Genomic DNA, 16,645 nt, shown 5'->3' with positions numbered 1-16,645 from the left:
CAGGGTTCTCCCGGACGTCGACCGGCGGGAGTCCGTGGCACTGTGGTGCCATGGCGCGCGGTGAGGACGTGATGGTCGACGAGCACCTGCGGGAGCTGGCCGCTCGGTTGCAGGGGCCGGCGCGACTCAAGTCCGACCTGCTGACCGAGGCCCGGCACGGGTTGCTGGACGCCGTCGAGGCGTACCGCGAGAGCGGGGTGCCACCCACCGAGGCGCAGCGTCGGGCGGTGGTGGAGTTCGGCTCGCCGGCGCAGGTGCTCCCGTCCTGGCAGGCCGAGCTGGCGGTGGGCGCCCTGCGTGGGCTCTCCCTGCGGATGCTGGCGATCGCCGGGGTGGGGGTGGTCGCCGGTGATCTGACCTGGCGGGGGTCGAGCTGGAGTGGCGGCCCACGTCCCCCGGCCGGCTACCTGCTGCTCTCCAACTCGGTCGACTGGATCTGGATGAGCGCGTTGCTGCTCTCGGTGGCCGGTCTGCTGGTGGTCTGGGCGAGCGCGCGGGCGCCCCGGCCGGGCCTGGCTCTGGCCCAGCGTGCGGTGGGCGCCGGCCTGACCGGCGTCCTGATCCTCGGCATGGTGGCTGGCAGCGCCCTCTTTACCTGGTCGCTGAACCTCTGGGACGCGGCGTTGCACTGGCCCCCGATGATCATCGGGGCGGTGTTGGTGGGCGGCGCCTACTTCTCGCTGACCCGCGCGGCGCGCGGCTGGCTGCTGGCCACCACCCGCTGATCGGCGGCGGATCCGAGCGGGTCAGGCCGGGGTGGGCGGGCTGCCGGGATCGAGGAACCGGCCGACGGTCAGTTGGAACTCGCGCCAACCGGCCCGCTCCCCGGCCAGCGCCCGCCGGCCGGAGTCGGTGAGCTGGTACGTCCGCCGTTCCCGGCCGCTGACAGTGCTCCAGGTGCTCGCCACGTGACCGGCGCGTTCCAGGCGACGGAGCGCCGGATAGATGGTGCCGGTGGGCAGATCAAGATTGCCGTCACTGCGGGCGCGCAGCGCCTCGATGATCGCGTAGCCGTGCAGCGCGCCCTGTTCGAGCACGGCGAGCAGCAGAGCGTCGAGATGGCCGTGCAGCGCCTGGGCCTTCATACGTAGCTACGCTACTTGTCGAACCGCCGCTTCGCCAGCGGTGACGACCAGCAGGTCGGACCCGTGCGCCAACCGGCCACCGGGGTGCGGGCATCGGTCACCCAGGGCCGCCGACTAGGGTATGTGCCCAGAGTCACTCGCCGGTCAGAGACCCCGGTGGGTGGGCAACCCGAAGCACACGGAGGTCAGCGTGGCCCGCCAGTCGCCCCAACGGCCCGACGCCGACGAGCCCGAGCTCGACGACACCACCGGCGCGGCCGAGCCAGACGAGACCGAGACCGACCGACCGTCGGCGTCGATCGACCGTTCACTCTGGGACGAGCTGCGCATCGACCCAGTGGAGATCGCCCTGCCCGCCGGCACCGGCTTCACGCTCCGGGCGTACCGACCGGCCAGCTCGCTGACTCCGACCGACGTGACCGAGCGCGACCAGGACGACCCGTTCCTCGCCCGCCGCCAGGCGATCGAGGAGGAGGAGGACGACGAGACCGTCGTCATCCTCGACGAGGAGCTGGCCCAGGAGTTCGCCGAGGACGACGACGAGTCGAAGCGTCGCCGGGACGGCTCCGCCACCGACACCGACGACGAGTCGGACGAGGCCGTCACGGACGAGGCGGACGACGAGGAGGTGCCGGTCTTCCTCAGCAACCAAGGCAAGCTGCTGCTGTTCAAGACCCCCGAGTCGCTTGTCAGTTTCATCCGATCCGGTGCGCCAAACGATCTGTCCCAACTGGACAGCTGGAATGAATTGTCCGAACGGGTGGAGCCGGCAGATATCGCTCCGCTGGACGAGGACACCTACGAGCTCGACCTGGTCGTGGAGAACCTGCGCGGCGGGCACGACACGTGGGATTCGACCCTGCTGATCGAGGCGGGCGAGGCCGCACGTGACCTCTCGTACGCATTGCGGCTGCCTGCAGTACTCGACATGCTCTCCGCCGGCTCCAGCCTCGACGACCTGGACGAGGCGCTGCGTGCCACCGCCAACGGCGGGATCGGCGCGTTCATGGGTCGGCGACGGCTGAAGAAGATCGGTGCGCAGACCGCAAGTTTGGGTTGGCGCACCATTGTCGGCAAGATCTCTGCGGTGGTGGACTGGCGCGACTGACCCGTACCGGGGAGCATCAGTTGCTGGCAGAGGAAAGACCTGTCCCGGGAGGAGGACGACGCCGTGGCGCTCGTGCGCGTTTACTGCGGTCTGGCCTCGGCGGATCCGGCTGACCGACCGGCCTCCGCCGGTTCGACGCTGACGTCCGCTGTGGTCGACGACGCAGGCCGTCTGCTGCATGTCTGCGAGATCAGCGATGACGCCGCTGGCTACGCCCAGCTCGTCGCGCTGCTCGTGGAGCGGTCGGGCGGGCCGAGCGGTGCGGCCATCGCCGCCGACAGCGACGACCACACGGTCACCTCGCTGCTGAGCGCGGCGGGGCGACCCCTGGCGATCGCCGACGACGACTCGGTGGACGACTTCGCCGAGCGGTTCGCCGACGACGACTCCCTCGAGGAGATGCAGTCCCCTCCGGCCGAACGACGGGCGGTCGGCCTCGCCCGCGCGTTGCAGGCGGGGGCACTCTCCGCCGTCACCCTGCCGGCACCCCGGGACCTCGCCGGCTACAAGCAGGTGCTCTCCGCGCACGCCGCTTTGGCCAGTGGGCGGCACTCCGCCGCCGTGGCGCTGCGCGAGGTTCTGCGGGAGCTCTACCCGGCGGCCCTGCGCGCCTACCCGGACCCGGCCGAGCCGGTCTCTCTGGCCGTGCTGGACGCCCTGCCCGAGCCGGGCATGCTCGGTGGCACTGTGGCCCGGGGCCGTGAGGTTTCGGTCGCGGCGGATGCCATCGCCGCGCACCTCGCCGCGGACGGGGTCGCCGACGCCGAGGAGATCAACGAGGCGGTCACCGCCCTGCGGGTCGCCATTTCCGAGACACCCCGACGGGCTGCGGTCAACCGGGCACTCACGTCCGCGGTGGCCGAGACTGTCCGCCAGGCCGTCGCCTCCGTACGGGCCTGCGACGCCGGGTGTGAGGCGCTGGTCAGCGCGCTCAGCTCACGGGTCAGCACGCCTGTCCAGGCACCCGGCCGCCGGGCCGCGGCCCGCCGTGGGGAGTCCGTCGGCGAGTTGACCGGCCTGGCCGGCACCAACGCCGGGATGACCGGCCTCGCCGGCACCAACGCCGGGATGACCGGCCTCGCCGGCACCAACGCCGGGTTGCGGTCGGTCCGACCCACCCCGCCGGCCGCCGACCCGGCACCCGCTGTCGGGCGGCGCAGCCGTCCCGAGCCGGTCCCCGGTAACGCGCCGTTGGCGTCGCCGCGCCCGCTCGGGCCACCGCCGGTCGCCCCGGCGCCGGTCACGCCCCCACCGGTCGCACCCGCGCCGATGACGCCGGCGGCAATGGCTGGTCCGCCGGCCTCCACGCTGCCCAGTCGCAGCGAGCCGCTCCCCAGCCGGATCGACGGCCCGACCAACCGGCCCGTCTCCTCGCCGCCGCCTCCTCCGCCCGGGATCACCCCGATCGCGCCGGCACAGCGCGGCATGGTGCCTCCGGCCGAGGCCGGCGAGCCGTTCCGGCCGACGCTGACGACTGCCGCGATTAACAACGCGCGGGCCGAACGGCAGCGCACTGTCATTCCGCCCCGCCCCAAGACCAACGGCGAGCCCCGGCCGAGCCACCTGCAACGCCCGGTCGACGAGCCACCCACCGGCGGGTTCAGCGCCACCGATCTCAGCATTCCGGTGCCGACCCCCCGACCCGGGCAGGAGGCCGCACCGCCCGGCTCCCGTGCCAACTGGCCGCTGGTCAACAACCCGGAGGACCCGTCCGACAGCTCACCGAACAACCCGGTGGCCTACTCGTACGGCGGCGGCCGCGGTGTCGACGCCCCGACCGATCCAGGCCGGTCCGACGGTCGGGTCACCCCGCCGTGGTTGGCGGACGACCTGCCACCGGAGCCGCCGATGCTGCGGCTGGTGGAGCCGCCGCCGCTGGCCGACAGGGCGCTGCGCGAGGGGCTCAACCCTCCCGTGGACCAGCACCTGGAGACGCCACCGCTGCGCCTGGTCGACCGCGAGCAGGCAGCTCGCAACGGTCGGGCGGCCGCCCGCACCGAGCGTGCCGTCGAGCACCGGCCGGCGCCCCCGGTCGAGCACCGGCCGCCGCCGATGGAGCACCGGCCGCCGCCGATGGAGCACCGGCCGCCGCCGATGGAGCACCGGCCGCCGCCGTTGGAGCACCGGCCGCCGCCGGTCGCCGACGAGGGCGACGGCGATCTGCTGATCTTCGCGCAGGCCAAGTCGGCCTGGTTCGTCGGGCAGGCCGAGGAGGAGTCCGACCTGGACTGGTCGACCACTGCCGACACCGGCTGGCAGGCCGCCGAGCAGGCCGCCCGCCCGGCGGTGGGCGCCGAGACCAATGCCGGGCTGCCGAAGCGCGTGCCGCAGGCCAACCTGGTGCCGGGTTCGCCGCTGCGCGAGGAGCGCCCATTGCGGATAGTGCGTGATGCGGCAAGCCTCGCGGAGAACACGACCGGCTACTTCCGTGGCTGGCGTCGGGGCCAGGAGATCGGCGGTTTCGCGGTGGGTGGTCGGCCCGGTCGTGAGGCGGCCGGCGGCTGGGACTTCAGCCGCGACCACGGGGACCGCGACGACGACCGGGAGTACGAGTACCGCTCGGCGGGCTACCAGTCCTGATCCTTGTACATACGTGAGAGCGCCCTCAGTCAGCTGACTGAGGGCGCTCTCACGTATGCCGGAGAACCCCGGACACGACGACGCCGCCTCCTCGACGATCGGCGAAGAACGGCCCCAGGGCCGGTAGCTTCCATGATCGTCCAGGAGGCGGCGTGACGGACGCGCTGGCGCACGACGGCGCAGCGGGCATGGTGCTACGCCCGGTGGCGGCCGGAGCCACCACCGGGGCGTGCAGCGTCCCGGATCAGGCCGGGGCGACGGCGCGCGTACGGCGCATGGTCAGCACGTACTCGACCAGCGAGATCAGCACGTGCTTCGTCGACTCCCGGTTACGGGCGTCGCAGGCCACCACCGGCACGTCGCTCGAGATCGCCAAGGCGTCCCGGACGTCCTGCGGGTCGTGGTACTGCATCCCGTCGAAGCAGTTGATCGCCACCAGGTACGGGAGGCGTCGGTGCTCGAAGAAGTCGATCGCCGCGAAGCAGTCGGCCAGCCGGCGGGTGTCCACCAGCACGACCGCACCGATCGCGCCCCGCACCAGTTCGTCCCACATGAACCAGAAACGGGTCTGACCCGGCGTACCGAACAGGTACAGGATCAGGTCACGGTCGATCGAGATCCGGCCGAAGTCCATGGCCACCGTGGTCGTCGTCTTGCCCGGCACCTGCCGGGTGTCGTCGACGCCCACGCCAGCGGAGGTCATGATGGCCTCGGTGGTCAGCGGCGTGATCTCCGAGACCGAGCCGACCAGCGTCGTCTTACCGACGCCGAATCCACCGGCGATAACGATCTTCGCCGACGTCACGCGGCCGCTCGGGTTCGGCGGGCGGTGCGACATGTCAGAGCCTGCGAAGTCCACTCAGCACCCTCTCCAGCAGTTCAGTGCCCACCGCGTCGTCGGAGTCGTCCAAAATGGTCGGCTCGTGGACCGCGACCAGGCCGTCCGTCGCCATGTCGGCGATGAGCACCCGGGCCACACCGAGCGGGAGCTGCATCCGCGCCGCGATCTCTGCGAGCGATTGCACGCGTCCGTCACACAGCGCGGCGATGTACTGGTGTTCGCGGCCACCACCGTTGCCATTGGCAGCGGTACGGCCGCGCACCGTCGTCTCGACGAGCGCCTCCAGCGCGATGTCGAGCCGGGGACGGGTGCGACCACGGGTCACGGCGTATGGACGGACCAACGCTCCGGTCGGTTCGTCACGATCGGCCATCTCGCCGCTCACCTCCTTCGCACCCGTTACCGGCTCCCACCGGTGAAACCCGTCGTTGTCGTTGTTGCAGTCGCGCCGACCTCACGATCGGCGAAACGTCAGCCCAGCATGCCCGCAGCCGCACGCGGCTGCGGGGTCAGCGCGTCGCCCACCCGGTCGACCAGCAGCGCCATCTCGTAGCCAACCTGGCCCACGTCGGAGCTGCGGGCTGCCAGCACGGCGAAGGAGGAGCCGTCCGAGATGGACATCAGGAACAGGAAGCCATTGTCCATCTCCACGACGGTCTGCAACACCGCGCCTCCCTCGAAGCAGCGTGCTGCCCCCTGGGTCAGGCTGACCAGACCCGATGAGATCGCGGCGAGCTGGTCTGCCCGGTCGCGCGGCAGATCCCGTGACGACGCGAGGAGTAGGCCGTCCGCCGATACGGCGACCGCATGCGCGACGCCGGGCACCCGGTCGGCGAAGTTGGCCAGCAGCCAACCAAGATCCTGCGTAGTTGTCATCCTTCTTGCTCCTTCTGCCCGCTCCCGGCCACCGGGCCTGAGCCAGACTGCGAGGATTGCCCTCCCGGAGTCGCCTCCGGGCTGGTCGGGTTGTCCGAGGTGCTACGCCCTCGCTGCACGCCCCGGTGGTAGGCGGAGAGCAGGCCACGAACCGCCTCCGGGGAACGCCGCTGGACCGAGGTGGTGGGCTTCTCTACCGCACCGGGCACCAGCTGCGCCATCGGCTTGCGCTTCGGCAGACCGGTCGTGGTGGTCTCGCTCACCGGCGTCGCGCCGGCCGCGGCAGTGGCAGCACGCCAGCCGTCGTCGGCGGCGGTCTGCCAGCCGTTGCTCTGCGATTGGGGCCGGCGGTTCGGCAGGCTCTCGGCGAGGCTGGGGCGAGTGCCCTCGCTCGCTGTGGAGCCGTTGTCCCGCGGCGCTCCTCCGACCGTCGGAGTGTCTGCCATCGGTGTGTTACCTGTCGTCCCGGGTGGTGTCTTGTGGACTGCCCGACCGGTGGCCTCGACCGTGGCGAACTGCTGGGTCGCGGAGTCGCCGTTCGTCGCTGGCTGTGCGCCGGCCGCGGTCTCCTCGGAGCCCGGGCGACGGGTACGGAACCAGGCCGACTCGAGCTCCCGGAAGATCGGAAGCTCCATCGTCTCATCCGCGTACCGCTGACGGTTTTGCGCCTGCGGCTGCTGCGGCGCCGGCCGTGCCTGCGGAGCCGGCCGAGCCGGGGCCTGCGCTGCGGCCTGAGTCGGCGCGGGAGCCGGAGGCTGGGCTGCGGCCGGCTGCTCGCCCGGTCGCGGCACCCGCGGCAGCTCCGTGGTCATGTCCAGCGCGGCGGCGAGCCGCTCGGGCACCGGCGGAGTGGCAGTGTCCCGCTCGCTACCCGGCACTGGCGGCCAGGCCGGCGGCGCCGGGGCGCTGGGTGCCTGCGCGGGCGGGGCGGATCGGGGCGCGAAGCCGCTGAACGACTGGCTGGAGGCCGGCGGCGCCGAGTACGGCTGGTTCGAGTACGGCTGACCGGACGCCGGCGAGGCCGAGACCGGCGACGCGGAAACCGGCGGACCGGCGTACGGCTGCCCGGAGGCCGGGGCGGCGGACACCGGCGCGCCGCCGTATGGCGCACCCGAGTAGGGCTGCCCGGAGTACGGCTGCCCGGAGTACGGCTGCCCGGAGGCCGGCGAAGCGGAGACCGGCGCGCCGGAGTAGGGCTGCGCGGAGACCGGCGGCGCCGAGTACGGGTGCGTCTCAGGGCTGCTCGGCAGCTGACGCGGGATGGACGGCTGCTGGCCGGTGGTCGGGGTCTCGTCCCCGGCCCGGCGCTGCGGCAGCGGGTCGTTCCCCGGACCGTTAGCCGACCGGGGGGTGAACCCGTCGCCGCCGTTCGTCCCGGCCGCGCCGGTCAGATCGGACCAGGCCGGCATCGACCGGTACGCGCCACCGTTGGCGGGGGCGCCGGCACCGTTGCGCGTCGCGGGGTCGAACGGACGACCGCCCAGGGTGACCTGGTTGCCGGACTCGCTCGGGCGAGGGCCGTTGCCCAGCGCGGGCAGCGCGCCGAACACCGGCACGGGCCCACCGGACTGCGGACCACCGAACTGGGGAGCACCGGCCGCCGGCAGAGCCGGAGGCTGCTGCACCCGACCGGACAGCGCCCGGGGCACCAGCACCGAGGTGGGCAGGGTCACGTCGGCGACAGTGCCGCGATCGTTGCCGGGGCGCAGTTCGACCCGGACACCGTGCCGGGACGCCAGCCGGGCGACCACGACCAGGCCCATCATCCGGGACACGGCCACGTCCACCTGCGGCGGCGTCGCGAGCCGCTCGTTGAGGTCGTGCAACTGCTCGGCGCTGATGCCGATGCCGCGGTCCTCGACGTACAGCGAGGAGCGGTCGCCGACCCGGCGAGCCTCGACCATGACCTGCGAGTCGGGCGGAGAGAACGCTGTGGCGTTGTCGAACAGCTCCGCGACGAGGTGCACCAGGTCGTTGACCGCGTGCGCGGCGACCTCGATGTCGCGGTCGATGACACCGAACTCGATCCGGGTGTAGTGCTCGACCTCGGACTGCGCGGCGCGCAGCACGTCGATGAGAGCGGCCGGCTCACGCTGCACACGGGTGGAGTCGGCACCGGCGAGCACCAGCAGGTTCTCGTCGTTACGGCGCATCCGGGTGGCCAGGTGGTCGAGCTGGAACAGCTCGGCCAGCCGGTCCGGGTCTTCCTCGCCGCGCTCCAGCCGGTCGAGGTGCCCGATGAGGCGGTCGACCAGGATCTGGGAACGGCGGGCCAGGTTGACGAACATGGTCGCGACGGAGGCACGCAGTGCCGCCTGCTCGGCGGCCGTGCGGACGGCTTCCAGGTGGACGGCGTTGAACGCCTCGGTCACCTGGCCGAACTCGTCCTTGCTGCGCACCGGAAGCGGTTCGGCGATCTGGTTGGCCAGCTGCACCGGCGAGAGCTGCCCGACGACCTGCGGGTCGCGCAGACGGGCCACCGCCTGCGGCAGACCGTACTGGGCCACGGAGAGCGCGCCCTGCCGCAGCTCACGCAGTGAGCGGGCCATCGAGCGGGCCACCAGGTAGGCGAAGAGGATGGCCAGCAACAGCATGCTGAGCAGCAGGCCGGTCTCCAGGAAGACCTGGCGCTGGACGTCCGAGCGGAGCGTGTCGGCCTGGTTGACCACTTCACTGTCGAGCTTCGTCTCGACGGTGCGGATCAGCTTGGCGTTGGCCGTCATGGCGGCTTCCCACTGGTCCGGGCCGAACGGCGCACCGCGCATGTTGCCGGTGGTGTTGCCGTCGATCCAGCCGGTGTAGTTCTGTGCCTGCCGGCGGTCGCCGCCCGCGACCGTCTGGTCGTGGAACTTGGCGTCGTCCGGGGTGGCGACGGCCTTGAAGCTCTGCAGGGCCTGCTGCTGGCCGGTGTCACTGGCGACGTAGTCCCTGCGCAGTGCCGGGGTCAGGCGTTGCCCGCCCTTCACGCCCAGCGCGCGGTGCACCACGACCCGGCGTACGGCGAGGAACTCCTTCTCCCGGGCGACAGCCGCGGCGGCGCGCATCCGGTCGCTCAGCTGGTTGTCACCGGCGAGCTGGGTGGACGAGTCGCGGATGGCGAGCAGGTCAGTGATCAGACCCTCGTACGCCTGCACGGTCTCGGTGAGCGCGAGCTTCCCATTGAACACCTGACTGCGGACGCCCGACAGGTCCTGAAGGTTCTGGTCGATGCCGTCGAGCAGACTTTCCAGGCTGCTCGGCAGGTCCTCGATCTCGGTCCGCTGCTGCCGGTAGGGCGCCGCTGCCTGGTCCACCCGGGAGTTCACCCGGTTGTAGGCCTCCTGGTACTGCGCCGTCGGCTGCGTCCCGTCCGCACCCAGCAGCAGCACGGCGGCGGTCCGCTCGTCCTGAAGGGTGTCGACCAGGTCACCTGAGTAGCTCGACAGGTTGGCCAGGTCGCCAGCTCGGTTGGCATTGTTGAGCGTCTCCACGTGGTCGACAAGACCACTGGTGCCCACCACGACCGTGGCGATGGTCGGCACGATCATGATGAGACCGAGCTTGGACCAGATCGGCATGTCCCGGAGCCGGCTGGCCGGCCGGCGCAGCCGCGACAGGAAGGAGCCCGCCGTCTTTGGCCGTTTGCTCACGTCACCGCCCTCGCGATTACAGCTTGAACGCGTTGCCCCGGGCAACGCCCAGCGACCGACCCGGCGGGTCGGACCCCCGAGATTCCATCACGCCGGTCGACAAGAAGAAAGCCCAGGTTGTCCCCAACCGAAGGTGTGATGAGATGTTGATGCGATTTGATAGCAGTCTGTCTGGCCGGAGTGACTGAAGGTAATGAAACATCCGCACCGAGTTGTCCTACTGGCCGGCCCATCGGGGTCCGGAAAGTCGTACATAGCGCAGCAAACCGGCTTGCCGGTGCTTTGCTTGGACGACTTCTACAAAGACGGCGATGACCCTACGTTGCCGAGACGAAACGGCCAGGTGGATTGGGAATCGCCGCACTCCTGGGACGCCCTCAGTGCGGTGGAAATCATTGCCCAACTTGCCCGCGAGGGCCGAGCCGATGTGCCGGTTTATGCGATCGGCGCAGATCGACGGGTAGCCACCCGGCCATTTGATGTCGCCGGATCGCCACTTTTCGTGGCCGAAGGGATCTTCGCCGCCGAGATCGTCGAGGAGTGCCGTCGCCGTGGCCTGCTCGCCGGGGCGTACGCGCTGCGCCGCCCGCGCGGGGCCACCTTCCTGCGCCGGCTCGCCCGTGACCTGGCTGAGCAGCGCAAGGCGCCTCGGGTGCTGATTCGGCGCGGGGTGGCGCTGCTGCGGGCCGAGCCCGCTGTGCTGCGTCGGCAGATGGGCCTCGGCGCGGAGGCGGCCCGGGCTCGGGAGGTGCTGCGCCGGGTGGCCGGGCTGCTCGCCGGCCACCCGCATGGCTGAGCTCAGGCCAGCAACTTCGCGTACGCCGGCTTGATCACGTCATCGATGATCCGCAGCCGCTCGTCGAACGGGATGAAGGCGCTCTTCATCGCGTTGATGGTGAACCACTGCAACTCTTTCCAGCCGTAGCCGAACGTCTCCACCAGCAGCGACATCTCCCGCGACATCGAGGTGCCGCTCATCAGCCGGTTGTCGGTGTTGACGGTGGCCCGGAAGCGCAGGTCCCTCAGCAGGCCGATCGGGTGGTCCGCGATCGAGGCCACCGCGCCGGTCTGCACGTTCGACGAGGGGCACAGCTCCAGGGGGATCCGCTTGTCCCGGACGTACGCGGCCAACCGGCCGAGCGAGCCGTCGGGGGCGATGTCGTCGACGATCCGAACCCCGTGGCCGAGCCGGTCCGCTCCGCACCACTGGATCGCCTGCCAGATCGACGGCAGACCGAACGCCTCGCCGGCGTGGATCGTGAAGTGGAAGTTCTCCCGTTGGAGGTACTCGAAGGCGTCCAGGTGCCGGGTGGGCGGAAAGCCCGCCTCGGCGCCGGCGATGTCGAAGCCGACCACCCCGGCGTCCCGGTGCCGCACGGCCAGCTCGGCGATCTCCTGGGAGCGGGCGGCGTGCCGCATCGCGGTGAGCAGGGTGCCCACCCGGATGGTCAGGCCCGCCTCGACCGCCTGGGCGGTGCCCTCGGCGAACCCGGCCAGCACAGCCTCGACCACCTCGTCCAGGCTGAGGTCCCGTTCGAGGTGCTGCTCCGGGGCGAAGCGCACCTCGGCGTAGACCACTCCGTCGGCGGCCAGGTCCAGGGCGCACTCGCGGGCCACCCGACGCAGCGCGGGCGCGGTCTGCATGACCGCCACGGTGTGTGCGAACGTCTCGAGGTAGCGCTCCAGGGAACCGGAGTCCGCCGCGTCCGCGAACCAGCGTCCGAGCGCCTCCGGGTCGGTGGTGGGCAGTTCGTGGCCCACCTCGGCGGCCAGGTCGACGATCGTCGCCGGCCGCAGCCCGCCGTCGAGGTGGTCGTGCAGCAGCGCCTTCGGGACCTTGACGATGTCCTCGTACCGGATAGTTGCGACCATGCTCAGACCCTAGTCAGCGGCCTGGGCGGACCGGTACGGGACCGGCCGGACGTCATGGCCGCCACCCGTACACCCGGTGCACGTCGAGGCGGATCACGAGCCTCCCGTCGGCAACCATGGCGGCGCGGTAGTCCGCCCAGTCCGGATGGTCGCCGCGAATACGGCGGTAGACCTCGACCAGCTCGTCGACAGTCTCGTCGGTGGTGGCCACGGCCGGCTCGGTGAGCGTCACGGTCCCTTCGGCGACCGCGTACGCGCCGCCGTCCGGCGTGGTCACGTGGAAGCTCGCCCGGGGATCGCGGCGCAGGTTGCGCACCTTCGCCCGACCCTCGGCGGTGGAGCAGCGGATCAACCCCGGCTCGGCCAGGTAGTCGAGGTTGGACAGCTGGGGCCGCCCGTCCCGGCGCACTGTGACCAGCACCCCGCGCCCCCGCTGACCGAACAGCTCCCACAGTCGGTCGCTCACGCCGGCACCCGCAGCGGCGCGAGCGCGGCGGCCAGCCGGCCGAGCTGGTGGAGCATCGCGTCAGCGGCAGCGTCCCGCCCCGGGTCCGGCACCAGCCGGCCGGCACCGTCCAGCGCCTGCCGCAGGAAGATGGTCACCGCGTCATTGACCGGGACCATGTTGAGCGTGGTCACCACCTGTTTGATCATTTGAACGGCCCGCAGGCCACCCGAGGTCATTCCGTAGCTCACGAAGCCCACCGGCTTGTGCTGCCACTCGTGGTAGAGGTAGTCGATCGCGTTCTTGAGGGGTGCGCTGAAGCCGTAGTTGTATTCCGGCATCACGAACACGAACGCGTCGGCCTCGGCGGTCGTCGCGCTCCACTGCTGGGTGTGCCGATAGAGGTAGCGGCCCTCGGACGGGTGGTGCGGCTCGTTGTGAAACGGCAGCCCGACCTCGGCGAGATCGACCAGCCGGACGTCGTCGAAGCCGCCGTGGCTGCTGGCGGCGTCGGTGAACCAGTCACCGATGAGCCGACCGGTCCGGCCGGGGCGGGTGCTCGCGACGATCACGTTAAGGCGGAGTGCGACGGAGTCACCGTGCGGAGATTTTGTTGACATGTCATCGAACCTACGTGGCGAATCGATGACGTGTCAACCAACCGCTAGACTTGTCGAATGGACGCAACCCGGTGGTTGGACGAACGGGAGAACCGCGCGTGGCGCGGCTACCGCCGGATGCGTCGTCTGCTCGACCTGGAGCTGGCCCGGGAGCTGACCCAGGACGCCGGCCTCTCCGAGGCCGACTACGACGTGCTCTCCGACCTCTCCGAGACACCGCAGGGGCGGCTGCGCCTGCGGGAGCTGGCAGACCGCATGCTCTGGTCGCGCAGCCGGCTCTCCCACCACCTGAGCCGGATGCAGCAGCGTGGCCTGGTGACCCGCGAGGAGTGCGCCGACGATGCCCGCGGCTCGATCGTCGTGCTCACCCCGGCGGGCCGGCAGGCCATCGAGTCCGCCGCACCCGGTCACGTGGCCGCCGTCCGCCGGCACCTGATCGACCTGCTCACCCCCGCGGAGGTCGACGCACTCGGCGCGCTCACCCACCGGGTGGTCGAAAACCTCGCCGACCCGGGCCTGCGGGCCACCCGGCCGCAGCCCGCAGCGGAGGCCTGACGTGGACCCCCGCATCCTCGACCGACTGCGCTGCCCGGTCTGCGGCGAGCCGCTGGCCGAGGCGACCGCCGGCACCACCAGTACGCTGCGCTGCCCGCGCCGGCACAGCTTCGACATCGCCCGGCAGGGGTACGTCAACCTCCTCGCCGGGCGCGCCCCGCACGTCGGCGACAGCGCCGAGATGGTGGCCGCCCGGGCAGACTTCCTCGCCGCCGGGCACTACGACAGCATCTCGGCCGCCCTCTGCGACGCCGCGACGGAAGCCGTCGGTCGGCTCCACGCGACGCCGACGCCCGACGTCGAGGCGTACCCCCTGGTGGTGGATGCCGGCGCCGGCACCGGCCGATACCTCGGCGCGGTGCTGGCGGCGCTGCCGGACGCCGTGGGTCTGGCCCTGGACGTGTCCAAGCCGGCGCTGCGCCGCGCGGCCCGCGCGCATCCCCGGGCCGCCGCAGCGCTCGCCGACACCTGGCAGCGGCTGCCGCTCGCCGACGCCTCGACCGCCGTGCTGCTGAACGTCTTCGCCCCGCGCAACGGCCCGGAGTTCCACCGGGTGCTCGACCCGGCCGGCACGTTGCTGGTGGTCACGCCCGACACCGACCACCTCGCCGAGTTGGTGGGCGCCCTCGACCTGCTGCGGGTGGACCCGGACAAGGCCGACCGGGTGGCCGGCAGTCTGGGCGGGCACTTCACGCCGGTCAGCTCCGCCGTGCACCGGGCGGAGCTGGCGCTGACCCGGCCGGAGGTCGCCACAGTGGTCGGGATGGGCCCCAGCGCCTGGCACACCGACGCGGGCGCGCTCGCCGCCCGGCTGGCCGCGCTACCCGAACCGGTCCGGGTCACGGTGGCGGTCCGGCTCGACGTCCTGCGACCTCGCTGACCTCAGGTGGAGAGGTCGACCTCTTCCCAGCCGGGCGGCTCGTCGTGGTACGGCCCGCGCAGGATCACCGCCCACTCCAGCGCCCAACGCCGCTGCCCGATCGCGTTCGCGTCGACCAGGCCCGGCGCACGCCGGCCGCCGCGCTCGGTCTCCAGGTACGCCCAGTCCAGGCAGTAGTGCAGATCCAGCAGGGCTGCCGCGTCGGCCGGGTGCTGCGGCGCGGTGAGGATCCGGGATCGCCAGTGCGGGAAGGTCTCCCCCTCGGCGATGTGCGGCAGCCGCTCGACCAGCCGCTCGTCGACGGCCAGCGTCGGGTCGAGCTGCTTGCTCAGCCCGAGCACCCACGCCAGCGCGAACAGCGCGTCGTGGTGCAGCACAAACGACCGGTGGTCACCCTTGCCGCCCATCACGAACTGCCACTCCGGCGGGGTGACCATGTCGACCAGGTGCGAGCCGAGCAGCCAGCTCATCGCCGCCTGCGGGGGCATCCCGAAACAGCGGGCCAGGATCAGGTGCAGCACCGCGATCCGCGCCTCGATCTCCACGGTCGGGCGCAGATCGATGTGGTCACCCGGCTCCCAGACGAGGGGAAACTGGGCCGGCGGCAACGGCAGGCCGAGCCGGGACAGCTCGTCCAGGCTCGCCTCGCGCACCTCACGTGGGTCGGGGGCAGCAACGGTCACGGCGGATCTTCCTGTCTGCTCGCGCCGGCGCAAGGCCGGTTGTCCCCCCTTGGCCTGCGACAATAGCGCTCCCAGGTGACCGGCACCACGCCAGGGCGACGCCGGATCGATCAGCCGATGCGTTCGATGACCAACGACGTCGCCGCCGGGGCCGTCGACGCGATCCGCACCGCGTTGGCGGCCTCGGTGAGCGCGGCCGGAATCCGCGTCGCGTCGTCGGCACGCAGCTCGTAGAGCGGGTCACCGGCCCGCACCTCGTCACCCGGCCGCTTGTGCAACACCACACCGGCAGGCACGCTGACCGGGTCCTCCTTGCGCGCCCGACCCGCGCCGAGCCGCCACGCCGCAACCCCCATGGCGTACGCGTCGATGGCCGCGACGTACCCGTCCCGCTCGGCGCGGACCACCTCCACCTCGGCGGCCGCTGGCATCGGCGCGTCCGGGTCGCCGCCCTGCGCCTGGATCATCGCCCGCCAGGAGTCCATGGCACGGCCGTCGCGCAGCGCCGCCGCCGGGTCGGCGTCCGGCAGACCGGCGGCGTCGAGCATCTCCCGCGCCAGGGCGAGGGTCAGCTCCACCACGTCGGCCGGTCCACCACCGGCCAGCACCTCGACCGACTCGGTCACCTCGACAGCGTTGCCGATCGCCAGGCCGAGCGGGGTGGACATGTCGGTGAGCAGGGCGACAGTCCGCACCCCGTGCGCGCCGCCCAGCTCGACCATGGTGCGCGCCAACTCGCGGGCCTGGTCGACGGACTTCATGAAGGCGCCCGACCCAACCTTGACGTCGAGGACGAGCGCCCCGGTGCCCTCGGCGATCTTCTTGCTCATGATCGAGCTGGCGATCAGCGGGATCGCCTCGACGGTGCCTGTCACGTCGCGCAACGCGTACAGCTTGCGGTCGGCGGGGGCCAGCCCGGCACCGGCCGCGCAGATCACCGCGCCGACCTCGTCGAGCTGGGCGATGAACTCGTCGTTGCTCACCGTGGCCCGCCAGCCCGGGATGGACTCCAACTTGTCCAGCGTGCCGCCGGTGTGCCCGAGACCCCGGCCGCTCAGTTGCGGTACGGCCGCGCCACACGCCGCCACCAGCGGGGTGAGCGGCAGAGTAATCTTGTCGCCGACGCCGCCGGTGGAGTGCTTGTCGACGGTCGGCCGGCGTACCGCCGACAGGTCCAGCCGCTCACCGCTGGCGATCATCGCGGCGGTCCACCGGGCGATCTCCGGGCCGGTCATGCCGTTGAGCAGGATCGCCATCGCCAGCGCGGACATCTGCTCGTCGGCGACAACCCCCCGGGTGTACGCGTCGACCACCCAGTCGATCTGCGCGTCCGACAGCACACCCCCATCCCGCTTGACCCGAATAACGTCAACAGCAGCAAAACCACTCATCAAATGATCTTTCATAGTCGTATGGAGATCCCGACCCGCGGACAGCGAGCGCCGAGGGATTGGGCCGACCGTGCCCGGCG

At 71.8% G+C, this 16,645-nt stretch carries 16 protein-coding genes; 6 read left to right on the top strand and 10 right to left on the bottom strand.

All coding sequences use genetic code 11. From position 1 onward, the window contains the following. Positions 1-50: 50 nt before the first annotated feature. Complete coding sequence (locus tag ACLJOK_RS19940; protein ID WP_410820239.1) at positions 51-725, top strand: permease prefix domain 1-containing protein; 675 nt, start codon at positions 51-53, stop codon at positions 723-725. 21 nt (positions 726-746) lie between these two features. Here ACLJOK_RS19940 and ACLJOK_RS19935 read toward each other — a convergent pair whose 3' ends face one another. Further along, a complete protein-coding gene (locus tag ACLJOK_RS19935; RefSeq protein ID WP_112680778.1) occupies positions 747-1,085 on the bottom strand; it encodes a PadR family transcriptional regulator in 339 nt (112 codons plus the stop codon). 160 nt (positions 1,086-1,245) lie between these two features. Here ACLJOK_RS19935 and ACLJOK_RS19930 point away from each other — a divergent pair, with 160 nt between their 5' ends. Together ACLJOK_RS19930 and ACLJOK_RS19925 are read left to right on the top strand one after the other, a co-directional pair. Continuing rightward, positions 1,246-2,193: a DNA primase gene (locus ACLJOK_RS19930; protein ID WP_410820238.1), complete on the top strand. Its 948-nt coding sequence runs from the start codon at positions 1,246-1,248 to the stop codon at positions 2,191-2,193. A gap of 39 nt (positions 2,194-2,232) precedes the next feature. Further along, positions 2,233-4,773, top strand: a complete 2,541-nt coding sequence (locus ACLJOK_RS19925) for a transposase (protein ID WP_410821543.1) — start codon at positions 2,233-2,235, stop codon at positions 4,771-4,773. A gap of 244 nt (positions 4,774-5,017) precedes the next feature. Here ACLJOK_RS19925 and ACLJOK_RS19920 read toward each other — a convergent pair whose 3' ends face one another. From ACLJOK_RS19920 to ACLJOK_RS19905, 4 genes are all read right to left on the bottom strand, one after another. Continuing rightward, positions 5,018-5,611 (bottom strand): GTP-binding protein, encoded by a 594-nt coding sequence (locus ACLJOK_RS19920; protein ID WP_007455465.1) that lies wholly within the window; start codon positions 5,609-5,611, stop codon positions 5,018-5,020. Between the two features lies 1 nt (position 5,612). Next, positions 5,613-5,987 (bottom strand): DUF742 domain-containing protein, encoded by a 375-nt coding sequence (locus ACLJOK_RS19915; RefSeq protein WP_124820399.1) that lies wholly within the window; start codon positions 5,985-5,987, stop codon positions 5,613-5,615. A gap of 98 nt (positions 5,988-6,085) precedes the next feature. Further along, a complete protein-coding gene (locus ACLJOK_RS19910; protein WP_030329023.1) occupies positions 6,086-6,490 on the bottom strand; it encodes a roadblock/LC7 domain-containing protein in 405 nt (134 codons plus the stop codon). Then, a complete protein-coding gene (locus tag ACLJOK_RS19905; protein ID WP_410820237.1) occupies positions 6,487-10,119 on the bottom strand; it encodes a nitrate- and nitrite sensing domain-containing protein in 3,633 nt (1,210 codons plus the stop codon). Before ACLJOK_RS19905 ends, ACLJOK_RS19910 begins: the two co-directional genes overlap by 4 nt. A gap of 502 nt (positions 10,120-10,621) precedes the next feature. Here ACLJOK_RS19905 and ACLJOK_RS19900 point away from each other — a divergent pair. After that, complete coding sequence (locus tag ACLJOK_RS19900) at positions 10,622-10,915, top strand: hypothetical protein (protein WP_410820236.1); 294 nt, start codon at positions 10,622-10,624, stop codon at positions 10,913-10,915. A gap of 2 nt (positions 10,916-10,917) precedes the next feature. Here the strand turns inward: ACLJOK_RS19900 and ACLJOK_RS19895 are convergent, their stop codons facing one another. The 3 genes from ACLJOK_RS19895 to ACLJOK_RS19885 are packed head-to-tail and all read right to left on the bottom strand — an operon-like array spanning position 10,918 to position 13,056. Continuing rightward, positions 10,918-11,991 carry an adenosine deaminase gene (locus ACLJOK_RS19895; RefSeq protein WP_238680481.1) on the bottom strand — a complete coding sequence of 358 codons (1,074 nt, stop codon included), beginning with the start codon at positions 11,989-11,991 and terminating at the stop codon, positions 10,918-10,920. A gap of 52 nt (positions 11,992-12,043) precedes the next feature. Continuing rightward, positions 12,044-12,457 (bottom strand): PPOX class F420-dependent oxidoreductase, encoded by a 414-nt coding sequence (locus tag ACLJOK_RS19890; protein WP_410820235.1) that lies wholly within the window; start codon positions 12,455-12,457, stop codon positions 12,044-12,046. Continuing rightward, positions 12,454-13,056 (bottom strand): NADPH-dependent FMN reductase, encoded by a 603-nt coding sequence (locus tag ACLJOK_RS19885; protein WP_410820234.1) that lies wholly within the window; start codon positions 13,054-13,056, stop codon positions 12,454-12,456. Before ACLJOK_RS19885 ends, ACLJOK_RS19890 begins: the two co-directional genes overlap by 4 nt. A 57-nt stretch (positions 13,057-13,113) precedes the next feature. On the opposite strand from ACLJOK_RS19885, the gene ACLJOK_RS19880 reads away from it, so the two are divergent. Together ACLJOK_RS19880 and ACLJOK_RS19875 are read left to right on the top strand one after the other, a co-directional pair. Then, the gene (locus tag ACLJOK_RS19880; protein ID WP_410820233.1) at positions 13,114-13,611 is read left to right on the top strand and encodes a MarR family winged helix-turn-helix transcriptional regulator; all 498 of its coding nucleotides are present in this window, start codon (positions 13,114-13,116) and stop codon (positions 13,609-13,611) included. Position 13,612: 1 nt separating this feature from the next. Further along, complete coding sequence (locus ACLJOK_RS19875; protein WP_410820232.1) at positions 13,613-14,491, top strand: putative RNA methyltransferase; 879 nt, start codon at positions 13,613-13,615, stop codon at positions 14,489-14,491. Between the two features lie 2 nt (positions 14,492-14,493). Here ACLJOK_RS19875 and ACLJOK_RS19870 read toward each other — a convergent pair whose 3' ends face one another. Together ACLJOK_RS19870 and ACLJOK_RS19865 are read right to left on the bottom strand one after the other, a co-directional pair. Next, complete coding sequence (locus ACLJOK_RS19870; protein WP_410820231.1) at positions 14,494-15,174, bottom strand: DUF4272 domain-containing protein; 681 nt, start codon at positions 15,172-15,174, stop codon at positions 14,494-14,496. A gap of 110 nt (positions 15,175-15,284) precedes the next feature. Next, on the bottom strand, positions 15,285-16,565 hold the full coding sequence (locus ACLJOK_RS19865; protein WP_410820230.1) for a thymidine phosphorylase: 1,281 nt from the start codon (positions 16,563-16,565) through the stop codon (positions 15,285-15,287). Between the last annotated feature and the right edge of the window lie 80 nt (positions 16,566-16,645).

Origin of the sequence: Micromonospora sp. 050-3, assembly GCF_046549335.1 — a bacterium.
Taxonomy (GTDB): Bacteria; Actinomycetota; Actinomycetes; order Mycobacteriales; family Micromonosporaceae; genus Micromonospora; species Micromonospora trifolii.
The sequence above is the reverse complement of the archived record's forward strand: the minus strand, read 5'-3'. Positions and strand labels throughout refer to the sequence as shown.